We start from the raw sequence: 15417 nt of genomic DNA, 5'->3' as shown, positions 1-15417 counted from the left end.
CCTGCTGACTCTATGCGAATGCGCCTTATGTTACTGGGCGGCGGAAATGCCCTTGGGCAGGCGCTGATTCGCCTCGGTGCAGAGGAAGACATCGGTTTCCTCGCCCCCCGCCCGCCCGAAGACGGCTGGGATGCCGCGAGCCTGACCCAATTGCTCGACGACACCCGTCCCGATGCATTGATCAACCTTGCCTACTATTTCGACTGGTTCCAGGCCGAGGCCGTCAGCGAAAGCCGTCTGGCCGGACAGGAACGCGCGATCGAGCGTCTGGCCGAACTGTGCCAGCACCACAACATCGTGCTGGTGCAGCCGTCCAGTTATCGGGTGTTCGACGGTTCCCGCGCCACTGCCTACAGCGAAAAGGACGAGCCAGTGCCGCTGGGCCTGCGCGGCCAGGCGCTGTGGCGGATCGAGCAGAGCGTACGCGCCACCTGTCCGCAACATGTGCTGCTGCGTTTCGGCTGGCTGCTCGACGACAGCCCGGAAGGAATACTCGGACGCTTCCTGGCCCGTGCCGAACAACCGGAAGAATTGCTGCTGGCCGATGACCGCCGTGGCAATCCAACCCCGGTCGACGATGCGGCGCGGGTGATCATTTCGGTGCTCAAGCAACTCGATTGCGCCGCGCCGCTGTGGGGCACTTACCACTACGCCGGCCACGAGGCGACCACGCCGCTGGCGCTGGGCCAGGCGATTCTCTCCGAAGCGCGCAGCCTGCACCCGCTGGCCATCGAAGCCCCGACCGCCCAGGCCCACGCCGCGCGGCCGGATGCCGCCGAAGAACCGCAACACGCGGTGCTCGCCTGCAAGAAAATTCTGCACACCTTCGGGATCAAGCCGCGCGCCTGGCGTGCCGCGCTCCCGGGCTTACTGGATAGGTTTTATCGTCATGGCTGAAGGCCCTGTTCTCATCACCGGCGGCGCCGGTTTCATCGGCTCGCACCTGACTGACGCGCTGCTTGCAAAGGGCCATTCGGTGCGGATTCTCGATGATCTGTCGACCGGCAAGCGCAGCAACCTGCCGCTGGATAATCCCAAGGTCGAACTGATCGTCGGCGATGTGGCCGATGCTGCTCTGGTCGCACAAGCGATGCAGGGTTGCAGCGCGGTCGCCCATCTGGCCGCCGTCGCTTCGGTGCAGGCGTCGGTGGACGATCCTGTGAAAACCCACCAGAGCAATTTCATCGGCACGCTGAACGTCTGCGAAGCCATGCGCGAGGCCGGCGTCAAACGTGTGTTGTACGCCTCCAGTGCGGCGGTCTACGGCAACAATGGCGAAGGCGAGTCGATTGACGAAGACACGCCCAAGGCGCCGTTGACGCCTTACGCGTCGGACAAACTGGCCGGCGAGCAGTACTTCGATTTCTACCGCCGCCAGCACGGTCTGGAACCGGCGATCTTCCGTTTCTTCAACATCTTCGGACCGCGCCAGGATCCGTCCTCGCCGTACTCCGGGGTGATCAGCATTTTCAGCGAACGCGCGCAGAAAGGCCTGCCGATCACCGTGTTCGGCGATGGCGAGCAGACCCGGGATTTCATGTACGTCGAAGACCTGGTCGATGTCCTGGTGCAGGCGCTCGAAAAGCCGCAAGTGGATGTCGGTGCGGTGAACGTCGGCTGGAATCAGGCGACCAACCTCAAGCAGATGCTGGCCGCGCTCGAAGCGGTGGTCGGCGAGTTGCCGCCCGTCAGCTACGGCCCGGCGCGCTCCGGTGACATCCGTCATTCGCGGGCGAACAACCGCCGGTTGCTTGAGCGATTCAAGTGCCCCACGCCAACGCCGATGAACGTCGGCCTGGCCCGTCTGCTCGGCCGCTGAGCTTCTTGCGGACATGAAAAAGGCGCCTTTTGACAGGCGCCTTTTTCACGGCCGGAATTCGGCTTTCAAACCGGTTTCCTGTAGCGAGGGAGCTTGCTCCCCGGTCGATGGCGTAACATCGCCGCCAGTTCTGAGCCTGCTCGTCACCAAGCCTCATTCACCACCACGTGAACGTTCTTTAGAACTTGTAGCCTAGACCAACCATGTAGATGAAGGGATCAACGTCCACATTCACCCGTGCACGGGTGCCCGGGGCTACGGCGTTGTTCTCGACGGTGGCGCGGGTGTCGATATCGATGTAGCGCACCTGGGCGTTGAGCATGATGTTGTCGGTCAGCATGTAGTCGGCGCCAACCTGCCAGGCCAGGCCCCAGGAGTTTTTCGCCTTGAAGTTGCTGAAGCCGTTGGACTGGGCTTCGCTGCCGACGTGCTCGTCGTAGATCCAGGTGTAGTTGATGCCGCCGCCGATGTACGGCTGGAACGCCGACTTCGCGTCCAGCGGGTAGTAGACGACGCTCAGGGTCGGCGGCAGGTGTTTGAGGGTGCCGAGTTTGCCGTTGGCGGCTGGCAGGGCGGTGCCCTTGATCTTCACGTCATGCTCGAAGGGCGAGGCGGCCAACAGCTCGATACCGATGTTGTTGGTCAGCATGTAGGCGAAGTTCAGACCCAGTTGGGTGTCGCTGCTCATGGTCGCCTTGCCGCCCAGGTTGGTGCCGCTCAACGGACCCTGATCGACCTTGACGCTGGAGCTGTCGGCCTTCGGGTTGACGGTGATCGCACCGGCACGAACGATGATGTCGCCGGCTTCGTGGGCGTGGGCGAGCGGGGCTGCGAGCGCGAGGGCAAACAGCGAGGCGCTGAGCAAGGACTTGTTCATGGAAGCTCCCAAAGGACGTTAAAAATGTTTGATGTCCTATGGTACGAATCCGTCTGATACGGTCTTTTGACTCAGCTCAATGAAACAGTGATGCCCCGGTTTTTTGTGGAACTTTCATGGCCTCATCGCTGGCAAGCAATAAAGAACCCGCAGGTTTACTCCGGTAGCTCGTACACATAAATCTTGTCCGCTTCCATCTGATACCCGGCATCGGCCAGTTCGCTGGTGGACTGCTTGACCTGCAACGGCCCCTCGACCCAGTACGGCTGATACAGCTCGTCGAGCTTCACGCCGAGTTCGCTTTTCACGTGCACGATCTGGTTCGAGGGCGGCGGCGGCACGTGGATGCAGGCGCCGAAATACGGCACCAGCAGGAAGTCCGTGGTGCGACCTTCTTCGCTGACTTCCAGCGGTACGATGTAGCCCGGCAGGCGGATGTTCTGGCCGTCGAGGCTTTGCACCACGGGGGCGTTGGGCATGTCCTGCTTGGCCGCTGGCGCAGACTCGGCGGACAGCGCATCGCTCATCTTCGACAGGTCATGCAGCGGCGTCATGTTCGGCACTTCGGGCGCTGCGTCCGGCGGGATCATCTCCGACCAGGTCAGGTCTTTCGGCGCCGCCGCCCACACGGGCAGGGCGACCAGCAACAGCAGCGCAAGGGCAGCGCGGGGCATGGTGAACATCCTCATAAACGGATCGACAGGCCATCGGCCAGGGATTGGCGATACGCGCGCCAGGCCGGCACGCTGCCCATCAGCAGCGCGGCAGCCAGAATGCCACCGAGCAGCGTCCATTCATACTCGCTTGGCCACGCCAGCGGCAGATACAGCCCGTAATTGGCCTGCACATAACCTTGTGCCGCAGCGATGCCGAGGTACAGCAACGCCAGCCCGGCGATCACCCCGGTCAGTGCCAGAGCAAACGCCTCCAGCACCAGCAGGCTTGCGATGTGCCACGGTCGCGCGCCCACCGAACGCAGGATCGCCATTTCGCGGCGACGCTCGTTGAGGCTGGTGAGAATCGCGGTGAGCATGCCGATCAGCCCGGTCAGCACCACGAACAGCGAGACCACGAACAGTGCTTTTTCGGCGGTACTCATCAGGCTCCACAACTCCTGCAAGGCCACGCCCGGCAGGATCGCCAGCATCGGCTCGCCACGGAATTCGTTGATTTCCCGTTGCAGGGCAAAGGTCGAGATCTTGCTGTTGAGGCCGAGCATGAACGCGGTGATCGCTTGCGGCGTCAGGTCCATGTTGCGTGCCTGATCGGCACTGATCCGCCCGTTGCCACGGGCCGGTACGCCGTTGTGCCAGTCGATGTGGATCGCCTCCATGCCGCCGAGGCTGATGTGCAACGTACGATCCACCGGGGTGCCGGTGCGCTTGAGAATCCCGACCACGGTGAACGGCTTGTCATCGTGCTTGACCAGACTGATCGCCGCCACGCCGTGGGCCAGTACCAGTTTGTCGCCGAGCTTGTAATGCAGCGCCTCGGCCACTTCGGCACCGAGCACCACTTCGAACGGATCGGTGGCGAAGGCGCGGCCGTCCGCCAGTTGCAGATGCTGCTGGCGACCGTACTGGTAATGCTCGAAATACGCTTCGGTGGTACCCATCACCCGGTAACCGCGATGGGAATCGCCGAGGGACATCGGGATCGCCCACTTCACCTTCGGGTTGCTGGCGAAGTGTTCGAAGCTGTCCCAGCGAATGTTGTTGGTGGCGTTGCCGATGCGGAATACCGAGTACAGCAACAGGTTCACCGAACCGGAACGGGCGCCGACGATCAGGTCAGTGCCGCTGATGGTGCTGGCGAAACTGGCCTTGGCTTCGGTGCGCACCCGCTCCACCGCCAGCAGCAGGCAGACGGAGAGGGCGATGGCGAATGCGGTAAGCAGGGCAGTGAAACGCCGGTTGGCGAGGCTGGCCATGGCCAGACGGAACAGATACATCTCAGACCTCGGCAGACGTGGCGGCGCGATTGAGTTCGGCCAGGGACAGGTGACGGTCGAACAGCGGCGCCAGGCTCTGGTCGTGGCTGACGAACAACAGGCTCGAGCCGGCCTCACGGCACTCGGCGAACAACAGGCGAATGAAGTTTTCCCGGGCGTCGTAATCCAGTGCCGAGGTCGGTTCGTCGGCGATCACCAGTTCCGGTTGACCGATCAACGCACGGGCAGCGGCGACCCGCTGTTGCTGACCGATCGACAGCGAATCGGCGCGGCGACTCAGGATGCTTTCGTCCTTCAAACCCAGGTGGGCGAGCAGGGTGGCAGCAGCCTGATCGACGCTGCCGTGGCGCTGTTTCGCACGCTCGGCCCGCAGCTTCGAAAAGTGGCACGGCAGCTCGACGTTCTCGCGCACCGAGAGAAACGGCAGCAGGTTGAACTGCTGGAAAATGTAACCGGTGTGATCGACCCGAAAGCGATCACGGGCGCCTGCACCCAGGTCGGTCAGTTCCTGGCCGAGCAGGCGAATGCTGCCGCGGCCGGGTTTCTGCACCCCGCCCAGCAGGCCGAGCAGGGTGGTCTTGCCGCTGCCGCTGGGGCCCTTGAGGAACAGGGTTTCGCCGGCTTCCAGAAGAAACGCCGGGATGTCCAGCAACGGCGGGTGACCGGGCCAGTTGAAGCCCAGGTCGGACAGTTCGATGAGTGCTTGGGTCATGGCGCCGTTTCGTGTCAGAACTTCAGGGCGGCGGCCTTGGCCGTCACTTCCGTGCCTTGCTGGCCGCTCGGGCCGATCAGTTGTACCTGAATTTTCTGGGTGGCCGGGAAGGTATTGAACAGGTTCGCCAGATCCAGGGTTTTCAACGCACCCGGTGCCGCGCAGCTGAACTGGTAGTGGGCGTGGATTTCGCTGTGGTCGTGATGATGCTCGTGACCGTCCTTGCCGGCTTCTTCTTCGTCGTGATCGTCGGCATCCGGCTTGTCGCCGAACAGCGGGCTTTCCAGCTCCTGATGGGTGACTTTGCAACCGGCGGCGGCCGGCAGACTGAACAGCGCCTGCGGTTTTTCCAGTTGCGCGCGGGCGGCTGCGACCTTGGCCTTGTCGGCATCGCTGGTGGCGACGTGCTCAAAACCGACTAGGTTCATTGCCGGGCTTTCCAGCTCCAGTTCCAGGGTCTGGCCGTCCAGCGCGGCGTTCAGGCGACCGACGCCATGTTCGTGGGCACCGAGGCTGCCGTGCTCATGGTCGTGATCATGCTCATCGGCGGCATGGGCGATGGCCAGCGGCAACAGGGCAAACGGCAAAGCGAGGAGCAGACGACGCATGGCGGTCTCCGGAAAGTAAAGTGAAGAGTTTGTTATGTAATCTTATAACGAAAGTGCGCAGAGTTTGCCCGCCCGCTTGGCGTTACACAAGTCCCATGGGAGCATGCAGGTCAGAAAAGTGCGGGAGCAAAGTTATGTTGCGGATACGCGGAACCGTCGGCGAGTTGCCGGTGGATTTGACCCTGGAACTGGATGAAAGCGACTGGGCGCGGCTCGGTGCGCAGTTTGGCGTGCAGGTGCAGACGGCCCAGCCGCAGACAGCAGCGGCGGCGCCGGTGGCGAAACCGGTGAATCAGGATGACGCGTTGTGGCAGGTCGCCAGGGATCTGTTGCGCAAGGCCGGACAACTCAGCGGGCCGGAGTTGCTGGATCAGCTCGAAGGACTGACCGGCAGCGCGGCGGCGGGCAAGCGATTGCTGGTGCGCCTGCGCCATTCATCCGATGTGAAAGTGGCGAGCGGCGGGGATACGCCGCTCTACAGCTGGATCGAGTAAGCAATTAGTACAGCGCCGCAAACACCTTGCGCCGGTAAGCGGTCACCAGCGGGTGATCGTTGCCCAGCAGTTCGAACACTTGCAGCAAGGTCTTGTGCGGCAGACCTTCGCCGTAGCTGCGGTTGCGGATGAACAGCTTGAGCAAGGCGTCCAGCGCCGCTTCGTATTGCTGACGGGCCAGTTGCTGGATCGCCAGTTGATACACCGCTTCGTCGTCCTGCGGGTTTTGCGCCAGACGGCTTTTCAAGTCGGCGGCGTCCGGCAGGTCACGGGCCAGGCCGAGGAACTTGATCTGCGCCTTGGCACCAGCCAGCGCGGCTTTGTGTTCGTCGCTCTTGACCGCGTCGAGCACGGTTTGCGCTTCGCCCAGTTCACCGCGTTCGGTCAGGCAGCGAGCGTAGAGAATCAACGCCTTGGCGTTGGTATTGTCTTCGCCCAGCAGCGTGACCAATGTCGCTTCCGCGTCGGCGTAGCGGCCCTCGTCAAACAATGCCTGAGCCTGTTCGAACGGATCGGCAGCCGACGGCGCCGGCATCTGCACATGGGGTTCGAGCAGGGCGCGCACGGCGGATTCCGGTTGTGCACCGGCAAAGCCGTCCACCGGTTGACCGTCCTTGAACAGCACCACGGTCGGCAGGCTACGGATGCCGAAGCGGGCGACGATGTCCTGCTCGATATCGCAATTGACCTTGGCCAGCAGCAACTCACCCTGATAGCTTTCGGCGATGCCTTGAAGCATCGGCATCAGCGCCTTGCACGGCGCACACCATTCGGCCCAGAAATCCACCAGCACCGGTTTTTGAAAGGAAGCCTCGATCACCGACTGGTCGAAGTCGGCCGTCGTGGCGTCGAAAATGTACGGCGTTTGCTGACTCATGGGGTCTCTCGTAAAAGCGTGAATGGGGCAACTATACGGTCAGGCGCGGGCCGCGTGGTAGAGGCTGACATGGCGAAACTCTTCGGGCTCGGCCAGATCCGGCAGGGTCATGGCCTCGAGCATTTCGATGCGCCGGTACAGCGGATGACGGAAGTCCCGAACCCGCGAATCCGCCACCAGCGCCTCGCGGCCACGGCTCAGGAAGGCGTCGAGCAGCGGCAGGTTTTCCCGGTCGTAGAGAACGTCGGCTACCAGGATCAGATCGAAGCGATCGGCCTCGGCGAAGAAGTCCGTGGAATAGCTCATTTGCACATCATTGAGTTCGGCATTCGCCCGACAGGCGGCAATCGCCAGCGGGTCAAGGTCGCAGGCCACCACCTCCAGCGCTCCGGCCTTCACCGCCGCGATGCCGGCGATCCCGGAACCGGCGCCGAAATCCAGCACCCGCTTGCCCCGGACCCACTCGGGGAATTGCGCGAGATAGCGCGCCACCGCCAGACCGCTGGCCCAGCAGAAACTCCAGTACGGCGGTTCATGCAGGATGCGTTGGGTTTCTTCCTGGCTGAATTCGCGGGCCATGTTGTCGCCATCGATCAGCCATAGCTGCAAATCGGTGTTCGGCAACGCACAGGCTTTCAGTCGCGCGTCGCCGAGTAATTCGCCCAGCGACTGTTGCAGGTCTGACGGTGCATTCATGGGGCTTTGACAAATTGCAGCTGGCCCAGCGCCTGGGTGGTCGGCTGAGTGATGGTCTGCGACGGCAGGTGCAGGATCAACTGGCCGGACTGGCTGGCGCGGCCGCGCAATTCAACCCGCGCGCCCACCGGAAAGGCTTCGGGGTTGAAACGCAGGTGAAACGGCAGAATCTGGTTGTTGCCGATCAGGCTGGAACTGGCGAGCAATTGTTGCGGGCGATCCTTTTCGTCGATCACCAGCAGCGCCAGTTCGACTTCGGCGCCGGCCGGCACGCCTTGCAGGGTGCCGCTCAGTTCGCGCTGATACGCGGGCAGCGGGCCGAGATCGGCGGCTTCCCGGGCTTTTTTCTGCGCCTGTTGCGGCGCCGGGCCCGGCGTGGGCGGCTGAGGCTTGGGCGCATCGCTGCCACAGGCCACCAGCAGGCTGAAAACACTGAGCAAAACGAGCGGTCGTAGGGACATTGGCGGCTCCAGCAAAATGAAATCCATGGATCAAACGATCATGGCAGTCTGTATACCGCAAAGCCTATGGCTTGTCTTGCCACCGGGATGCGCTACCATGGCCCTCCCTTTTTTTGTTGCCAGCCACCATGCACTGTCCCTTCTGCGGTGCCAACGACACCAAGGTCATCGACTCGCGTCTGGTCGCCGAGGGCGAACAGGTGCGCCGCCGGCGTGAATGCCTGGCCTGCGGCGAACGTTTCACGACGTTCGAGACGGCCGAACTGGTGTTGCCGCGCCTGATCAAAACCGACGGCAGCCGCCAACCATTCGACGAAGAAAAACTCCGCGCCGGCATGCAACGCGCCCTGGAGAAACGTCCGGTGAGCGTCGAGCGCCTCGAATCCTCGCTGGTTCATATCAAGCACAAGCTGCGCGCCACCGGCGAGCGTGAGGTCAAGTCCCTCGTGGTCGGCGAACTGGTGATGGCCGAGCTGCAAAAGCTCGATGAAGTCGCCTACATCCGTTTCGCTTCCGTGTACCGCCGCTTCCAGGACCTCAACGAATTCCGCGAAGAGATCGACCGCCTCGCACGCGAACCGGTGAAAGAATGACCGCCGCCGCCGAGCAGGCCATCCTCGACGCCCACTTCATGGCCCGGGCTCTGGAGCTGGCGCGCAACGGGCACTACACGACTCATCCCAATCCACGGGTCGGCTGCGTGATCGTGCGCGACGGGCAGATTGTCGGCGAAGGCTGGCATGAACGCGCCGGCGAACCCCACGCCGAAGTCCACGCCCTGCGCGCCGCCGGTGAGCTGGCCCGGGGCGCCACGGCTTATGTGACCCTCGAACCTTGCAGCCACCACGGCCGCACGCCGCCGTGTGCCGATGCACTGGTGAATGCCGGTGTTGGCCGAGTGGTTGCGGCGATGCGTGATCCGAATCCACAAGTCGCCGGACGCGGTCTGCAGCGCTTGAGCGATGCCGGCATCGCCACCGAAAGCGGGGTGCTGGAAGGCGAAGCCCGCAAGCTCAATCAAGGTTTTCTGAAGCGCATGGAACACGGCTTGCCGTTCGTGCGGGTCAAGTTGGCCATGAGCCTCGACGGCCGCACGGCAATGGAAAGCGGCGAGAGCCAATGGATCACCGGCCCTGCCGCGCGTTCGGCGGTGCAGCGTCTGCGCGCCCAGGCCAGCGTGGTGCTGACCGGCGCCGATACAGTGCTGGCCGATGGCGCACGCCTGACCGTTCGCGCCGAAGAGCTGGGGCTGGATGCCGAACAGACCGCGCTGGCCCTGAGCCGTCCGCCGCTGCGGGTACTGATCGACGGACGTCTGCGGGTGCCGCTGGATGCGCCGTTCTTCAAGGCCGGCCCGGCGCTGGTCGCCACCTGCGTGGCCATCGAAGAACAGTACGCCCACGGCCCGGAATGCCTGATCGTGCCGGGCGATGACGGTCAGGTCGATCTGCACCAATTGCTGATCGAACTGGCCAACCGTGGCGTCAACGAAGTGCTGGTCGAGGCTGGCCCACGACTGGCCGGCGCCTTTGCCCAGCTCGGTCTGGTCGACGAGTTCGTGATCTTCATTGCCGGCAAGTTCCTCGGCTCCACGGCGCGTCCGCTTCTGGACTGGCCGCTGGCCTATATGAAGGATGCGCCGGAGCTGAAAATCACTGAAATTCGCGCGGTTGGCGATGACTGGCGAGTCACTGCCATCCCTGTCCCATCGGCGAGCGTATAATTCCCGGCCATCGCGTTAGCGCTGGCTTCGTTCTCAAGGAGAACCCCATGTTTACCGGCATCATCGAATCCATCGGCAGTATCCGCGCACTGACCCCAAAGGGCGGTGATGTGCGGGTGCATGTCGAAACCGGCAAGCTCGACCTGAGCGACGTCAAACTCGGCGACAGCATCGCGGTCAACGGCGTGTGCCTGACCGCGGTTGAACTGCCGGGCAACGGCTTCGCCGCCGACGTCAGTCGTGAAACCCTCGACTGTACCGCCATGAATGACCTGAAAAGCGGCAGCCCGGTCAACCTGGAAAAAGCCCTGACCCCGACCACCCGTCTCGGCGGCCATCTGGTCAGCGGTCACGTCGACGGTGTCGGCGAAGTGGTTTCGCGCAGCGACAATGCCCGTGCCGTGGAATTTCGCATCCGCGCGCCGAAGGAGCTGGCCAAGTACATCGCCCACAAAGGCTCGATCACCGTCGATGGCACCAGCCTGACCGTGAACGCGGTCGATGGCGCCGAATTCCTGCTGACGATCATCCCGCACACCCTGAGCGAAACCATCATGGCGTCCTACAAGCCAGGTCGCCGGGTGAACCTGGAAGTCGATCTGCTGGCGCGTTATCTGGAGCGTCTGCTGTTGGGCGACAAGGCTGCAGAGCCGGCGTCCGGTGGCATCACTGAAAGCTTTCTGGCCGCCAACGGCTACCTCAAATCCTGACTGAAGGGGGTGCCTTGTGGCGCTCAATAGCATCGAAGAACTGGTTGAAGACATCCGCCAAGGCAAGATGGTCATCCTTATGGATGACGAAGACCGCGAGAACGAAGGCGACCTGATCATGGCCGCCGAATGCTGCAAGGCCGAGCACATCAACTTCATGGCCAAGTACGCCCGTGGCCTGATCTGCATGCCGATGAGCCGCGAGCGTTGCGAAACCCTGAAGCTGCCGCTGATGGCGCCACGCAACGGTTCCGGTTTCGGCACCAAGTTCACCGTCTCGATCGAAGCGGCCGAAGGCGTGACCACCGGCATTTCCGCCGCTGACCGTGCGCGCACCGTGCAAGCGGCCGCCGCGAAAGACGCCAAGGCCGAAGACATCGTCAGCCCGGGCCACATTTTTCCGCTGATGGCCCAGGCCGGTGGTACCCTGGCCCGCGCCGGTCACACCGAAGCCGCCTGCGACCTGGCGCGCATGGCCGGTTTCGAGCCAAGCGGCGTGATCTGCGAAGTGATGAACGACGACGGCACCATGTCCCGTCGCGCCGAACTGGAAGCGTTCGCCGCCGAACACGACATCAAGATCGGCACCATCGCCGACCTGATTCACTACCGGATGATCCACGAACGTACCGTTCAGCGGATTGCCGAGCAGCCGCTGGACAGCGAACTGGGCCAATTCAACCTGGTGACCTATCGTGATTCCGTGGAAGGCGACGTGCACATGGCACTGACCCTGGGCACCGTTTGCGCCGAAGAGCCGACCCTGGTTCGGGTGCACAACATGGATCCGCTGCGCGACCTGCTGATGGTCAAGCAGCCGGGCCGCTGGAGCCTGCGCGCCGCCATGGCTGCGGTCGCCGAGGCCGGCAGCGGCGTGGTGCTGCTGCTCGGTCACCCGCTCGATGGCGACGTGTTGCTGGCGCACATCCGCGAAACCGGCGATCAGGCGGCGGTGAAAAAACCGACCACCTACAGCATCGTCGGTGCCGGTTCGCAGATCCTGCGTGACCTCGGCGTGCGCAAAATGCGTTTGATGAGCGCGCCGATGAAGTTCAATGCGATATCCGGTTTCGATCTGGAAGTTGTAGAATACGTGCCCTCCGAATAATGACCGGTTGTTTCCGGCTCCGAATTCGCGGCAAATAAATCACTGAGGGACGCGAAACAGACGCGTCCCGGCTCTTTAAGAGATCTGACGAATGACCCTGAAGACCATCGAAGGTACCTTCATCGCCCCTAAAGGCCGCTACGCTTTGGTAGTGGGCCGCTTCAACAGCTTCGTGGTTGAAAGCCTGGTCAGCGGTGCAGTTGATGCCCTGGTTCGCCACGGCGTGAGCGAAAGCGACATCACCATCATCCGCGCACCTGGCGCCTTCGAAATCCCGCTGGTTGCTCAGAAAGTCGCCCAGAAAGGCGAGTTCGCAGCAATCATCGCCCTGGGCGCGGTCATTCGTGGCGGCACTCCGCACTTCGAATACGTGGCTGGCGAGTGCACCAAGGGCCTGGCCCAGGTGTCCATGGAGTTCGGCGTACCGGTCGCTTTCGGCGTCCTGACCGTTGATTCCATCGAGCAAGCCATCGAACGTTCCGGCACCAAGGCCGGCAACAAAGGTGCTGAAGCTGCCCTGTCCGCTCTGGAAATGGTCAGCCTGCTGGCGCAGTTGGAGGCCAAGTGATTAGCGACGAAAGCGATCGTTTCAACCCGCGCGATCCGAAACCTGCGGATGCCGGCAAGCCATCTAAAAGCGCCAAGCGCCGCGAAGCCCGTCAGCTCGCGACTCAGGCCCTGTATCAATGGCACATGGCCAAGGCTTCGCTGAACGAGATCGAAGCGCAGTTCCGGGTCGATAACGATTTCACCGATGTCGATGGCGCGTACTTCCGCGAAATCCTCCACGGGGTTCCGCAGTTCAAGACCGAAATCGACACCGCGCTCACGCCTTGCCTGGATCTGGCGATCGAAGAGCTGGATCCGGTCGAACTGGCGGTTCTGCGCCTGTCCACCTGGGAACTGCTCAAGCGCGTCGACGTGCCGTACCGCGTTGTGATCAACGAAGGTATCGAACTGGCCAAGGTGTTCGGTTCGACCGACGGCCACAAGTTCGTCAACGGCGTGCTCGACAAGCTGGCTCCGCGCCTGCGTGAAGCTGAAGTGAAGGCGTTCAAGCGCTGATCCGCGCTTGAATACTTTTTCTCGGCATGGGCGAGTTTGAGCTGATCCGCAATTTCTTTGCCGCCGCGCCTTGTGCGCAGGGCGGCGAAGGCGTTGCACTGGGGATCGGCGATGACTGCGCCTTGCTGGCGGTTCCTTCCGGGGAACAGCTGGCGGTTTCCACCGATACGCTGGTGGCCGGCGTACATTTCGCCGATCCCTGCGATCCGTTTCTGCTCGGTCAGCGCTCGCTGGCCGTGGCGGTCAGCGACCTCGCTGCCATGGGCGCCACGCCCGTCGCCTTTACCCTTGCCCTGACTCTGCCGACGGTGACTGCCGATTGGCTGCAAGCCTATGCCCGCGGTTTGAACCGCATGGCGCAGGGCTGCGGCGTGGCACTGGTCGGCGGCGACACGACTCGCGGGCCGTTGAGCCTGACCGTCACCGTTTTCGGTCGCGTCCCGGCCGGCAAAGCGCTGACCCGCAGCGGCGCGCAGCCGGGCGATCTGCTGTGTGTCGGCGGCGAACTGGGCAATGCAGCCGGGGCCTTGCCGCTGGTGCTGGGTCAGCGACACGCCGAACCACACATTGCCCAGCCGCTGCTTGATCATTACTGGTCGCCGCAACCGCAACTCGCCCTCGGTCAGGCCCTGCGTGGCAAGGCCACCTCGGCGCTGGACATCTCCGATGGGCTGCTCGCCGATTGCGGTCATATCGCACTGGCCTCGAAGGTCCGCCTCGAAGTCGAGCGCGAGCGTGTTCCGTTGTCGGAGGCGCTGGTGGCGTTTCTCGGTCAGCGCGGCGCCGAGCGTGCGGCGTTGAGCGGTGGCGATGATTACGTGCTGGCCTTCACCTTGCCATCCGTCGAGTTGCCGGCGCTGCTCGCCGATGGCTGGACGATCCATGTGATCGGCCGCGTGACGCAAGGGCAGGGCGTAGTGCTGCTGGATCGCGACGGGCAGGACATCACCCCGCAAATCCGGGGTTATCAACATTTTCAGGAGTCACCGTGACAGATCACCCGAAACAGGTTCCGGCCGAATTCGTTCCGCCGTCGGTCTGGCGCAATCCCTGGCATTTCCTCGCGTTCGGTTTCGGCTCGGGCACCTTGCCCAAGGCGCCGGGCACTTGGGGCTCGTTAGTTGCACTACCCTTTATTCCGTTGTGGCAGATGCTGCCGGACTGGGGGTACTGGCTGATGCTCGGGATCACCATGCTGTTCGGCTTCTGGCTGTGCGGCAAAGTGGCCGACGATCTGCGGGTGCACGACCACGAAGGCATCGTCTGGGACGAAATGGTCGGGATGTGGATCACCCTGTGGCTGGTGCCGGAAGGCTGGTACTGGTTGCTGGCCGGGTTCCTCGTGTTCCGCTTCTTCGACATTCTCAAGCCGTGGCCGATCCGCTGGATCGACCGGCATGTTCACGGCGGCGTCGGCATCATGCTCGACGACGTGCTGGCCGGCGTGTTCGCCTGGCTGGCGATGCAGGGACTGGTGTGGGTTTTCGCCTGATTTCCAGGCGTGGATGAGGGGCACAGGGATGACTCGACGCTTGTTGGCGATAGTGGTTTTGACCTTGCTTGGCGCCGTGGCCCAGGCACAGGACGCACCGCCGTCGGTCATTCACCTGGCCAGTGAAGATTGGGAAGACTACACCGCCGCCGATGGCCATGGCCTGGGCTGGGACGTGTTGCGCAAAGTGTTCGAGCCGGCCGGCGTGACCCTGGATATTCGCACCGTGCCCTACACCCGCTCGGTGGGTCTGGTGCAACTGAAGGAAGCTGACGCACTGGTCGGCTCCTATCGCGGTGAAGCCGAGCAGGTGCTGTACCCGAAATGGAATTTCGATTCCGACCACATCTACGCGCTGGGTCTTGCCAGCAACCCATCGCCGACCCAGGCGACGCTGGGCAAGTATCGATTGGCCTGGGTGCGCGGCTATCGCTACGAAACCTACCTGCCGAACGTCAAACGCTTCAACCAGATCGAGCGCCGCACCGGCATCCTGTCGATGCTCAAGCAGGGGCGGGCGGATTACTACATCGATGCGCTGACGGAAATCGAAGCAGTGGTGAGAAACGCCGCCGATCCGTCGCAATATCGTTATTCGCATCTGGCGGAATTGCCGCTGTACCTCGGCTTCGCCGACACCCCGCAAGGCCGGGCGCTGATGTCGATCTACGACCAGCGCATGGAGCAACTGGTGAAAAGCGGCGAGTTGAAGCCGATCTTCGAGCGCTGGAAGCAGCCGTATCCGTTCGAGTAAAGGCGATAGCGACGAGCCTGTCATCAAACTTTTTGATAGTTATCCCCGATAATTCAGCCTAAGCGCCTCT

General features: G+C 63.0%; 20 protein-coding genes. 12 read left to right on the top strand and 8 right to left on the bottom strand.

Annotated features, from left to right (window positions below):
• Positions 1–12 precede the first annotated feature (12 nt).
• Entirely contained in the window at positions 13–897 is an 885-nt protein-coding gene (locus ACODTD_RS16325) for a sugar nucleotide-binding protein (protein WP_011336149.1), read from the top strand.
• Positions 890–1819 carry an NAD-dependent epimerase/dehydratase family protein gene (locus ACODTD_RS16320; RefSeq protein ID WP_011336148.1) on the top strand — a complete coding sequence of 310 codons (930 nt, stop codon included), beginning with the start codon at positions 890–892 and terminating at the stop codon, positions 1817–1819. The genes ACODTD_RS16325 and ACODTD_RS16320 overlap by 8 nt, the downstream gene beginning before the upstream one ends.
• Positions 1820–1997: 178 nt before the next feature.
• Here the strand turns inward: ACODTD_RS16320 and ACODTD_RS16315 are convergent, their stop codons facing one another.
• The 5 genes from ACODTD_RS16315 to ACODTD_RS16295 form a co-directional block, all read right to left on the bottom strand.
• The gene (locus ACODTD_RS16315; protein ID WP_011336147.1) at positions 1998–2696 is read right to left on the bottom strand and encodes an OmpW/AlkL family protein; all 699 of its coding nucleotides are present in this window, start codon (positions 2694–2696) and stop codon (positions 1998–2000) included.
• 155 nt (positions 2697–2851) lie between these two features.
• Complete coding sequence (locus ACODTD_RS16310; protein ID WP_011336146.1) at positions 2852–3370, bottom strand: DUF3299 domain-containing protein; 519 nt, start codon at positions 3368–3370, stop codon at positions 2852–2854.
• An 11-nt stretch (positions 3371–3381) separates the two neighbouring features.
• Positions 3382–4647: an ABC transporter permease gene (locus ACODTD_RS16305; protein ID WP_064382224.1), complete on the bottom strand. Its 1266-nt coding sequence runs from the start codon at positions 4645–4647 to the stop codon at positions 3382–3384.
• 1 nt (position 4648) lies between these two features.
• Positions 4649–5359 carry an ABC transporter ATP-binding protein gene (locus ACODTD_RS16300; RefSeq protein WP_489105016.1) on the bottom strand — a complete coding sequence of 237 codons (711 nt, stop codon included), beginning with the start codon at positions 5357–5359 and terminating at the stop codon, positions 4649–4651.
• A gap of 14 nt (positions 5360–5373) precedes the next feature.
• Positions 5374–5967, bottom strand: coding sequence for a DUF2796 domain-containing protein (locus ACODTD_RS16295; RefSeq protein ID WP_489105015.1), 594 nt, complete (start codon positions 5965–5967; stop codon positions 5374–5376).
• 134 nt (positions 5968–6101) lie between these two features.
• Here ACODTD_RS16295 and ACODTD_RS16290 point away from each other — a divergent pair, with 134 nt between their 5' ends.
• Entirely contained in the window at positions 6102–6461 is a 360-nt protein-coding gene (locus ACODTD_RS16290) for a hypothetical protein (protein WP_489105014.1), read from the top strand.
• 4 nt (positions 6462–6465) lie between these two features.
• Here ACODTD_RS16290 and trxA read toward each other — a convergent pair whose 3' ends face one another.
• The 3 genes from trxA to ACODTD_RS16275 are packed head-to-tail and all read right to left on the bottom strand — an operon-like array spanning position 6466 to position 8495.
• Positions 6466–7338: a thioredoxin gene (trxA, locus tag ACODTD_RS16285; protein ID WP_007955581.1), complete on the bottom strand. Its 873-nt coding sequence runs from the start codon at positions 7336–7338 to the stop codon at positions 6466–6468.
• Between the two features lie 39 nt (positions 7339–7377).
• Entirely contained in the window at positions 7378–8034 is a 657-nt protein-coding gene (locus tag ACODTD_RS16280; protein WP_489105013.1) for a class I SAM-dependent methyltransferase, read from the bottom strand.
• Complete coding sequence (locus ACODTD_RS16275; RefSeq protein WP_197870097.1) at positions 8031–8495, bottom strand: YbaY family lipoprotein; 465 nt, start codon at positions 8493–8495, stop codon at positions 8031–8033. Before ACODTD_RS16275 ends, ACODTD_RS16280 begins: the two co-directional genes overlap by 4 nt.
• Positions 8496–8623: 128 nt before the next feature.
• Between ACODTD_RS16275 and nrdR the strand changes: the two genes are divergently transcribed.
• The 9 genes from nrdR (at position 8624) to ACODTD_RS16230 (ending at position 15347) form a co-directional block, all read left to right on the top strand.
• Positions 8624–9088: a transcriptional regulator NrdR gene (gene nrdR / locus ACODTD_RS16270; RefSeq protein ID WP_003228656.1), complete on the top strand. Its 465-nt coding sequence runs from the start codon at positions 8624–8626 to the stop codon at positions 9086–9088.
• Positions 9085–10218 carry a bifunctional diaminohydroxyphosphoribosylaminopyrimidine deaminase/5-amino-6-(5-phosphoribosylamino)uracil reductase RibD gene (gene ribD, locus ACODTD_RS16265; RefSeq protein WP_489105012.1) on the top strand — a complete coding sequence of 378 codons (1134 nt, stop codon included), beginning with the start codon at positions 9085–9087 and terminating at the stop codon, positions 10216–10218. The genes nrdR and ribD overlap by 4 nt, the downstream gene beginning before the upstream one ends.
• 47 nt (positions 10219–10265) lie before the next feature.
• Positions 10266–10928: a riboflavin synthase gene (locus tag ACODTD_RS16260; protein WP_285357906.1), complete on the top strand. Its 663-nt coding sequence runs from the start codon at positions 10266–10268 to the stop codon at positions 10926–10928.
• Between the two features lie 16 nt (positions 10929–10944).
• Positions 10945–12036 (top strand): bifunctional 3,4-dihydroxy-2-butanone-4-phosphate synthase/GTP cyclohydrolase II, encoded by a 1092-nt coding sequence (gene ribBA, locus ACODTD_RS16255; protein ID WP_011336136.1) that lies wholly within the window; start codon positions 10945–10947, stop codon positions 12034–12036.
• Between the two features lie 91 nt (positions 12037–12127).
• Complete coding sequence (ribH, locus tag ACODTD_RS16250; protein ID WP_003228649.1) at positions 12128–12604, top strand: 6,7-dimethyl-8-ribityllumazine synthase; 477 nt, start codon at positions 12128–12130, stop codon at positions 12602–12604.
• Positions 12601–13101, top strand: a complete 501-nt coding sequence (gene nusB, locus ACODTD_RS16245; protein ID WP_064382216.1) for a transcription antitermination factor NusB — start codon at positions 12601–12603, stop codon at positions 13099–13101. The genes ribH and nusB overlap by 4 nt, the downstream gene beginning before the upstream one ends.
• A gap of 26 nt (positions 13102–13127) precedes the next feature.
• Complete coding sequence (thiL, locus tag ACODTD_RS16240; protein ID WP_489105011.1) at positions 13128–14093, top strand: thiamine-phosphate kinase; 966 nt, start codon at positions 13128–13130, stop codon at positions 14091–14093.
• Positions 14090–14593, top strand: coding sequence for a phosphatidylglycerophosphatase A family protein (locus ACODTD_RS16235; protein ID WP_011336134.1), 504 nt, complete (start codon positions 14090–14092; stop codon positions 14591–14593). Before thiL ends, ACODTD_RS16235 begins: the two co-directional genes overlap by 4 nt.
• 28 nt (positions 14594–14621) lie before the next feature.
• Positions 14622–15347, top strand: a complete 726-nt coding sequence (locus ACODTD_RS16230; protein WP_285357892.1) for a substrate-binding periplasmic protein — start codon at positions 14622–14624, stop codon at positions 15345–15347.
• Positions 15348–15417: the final 70 nt, after the last annotated feature.

This window comes from Pseudomonas sp. FG35 (assembly GCF_057809295.1).
This window is presented reverse-complemented; position numbering and strand designations above follow the sequence as displayed.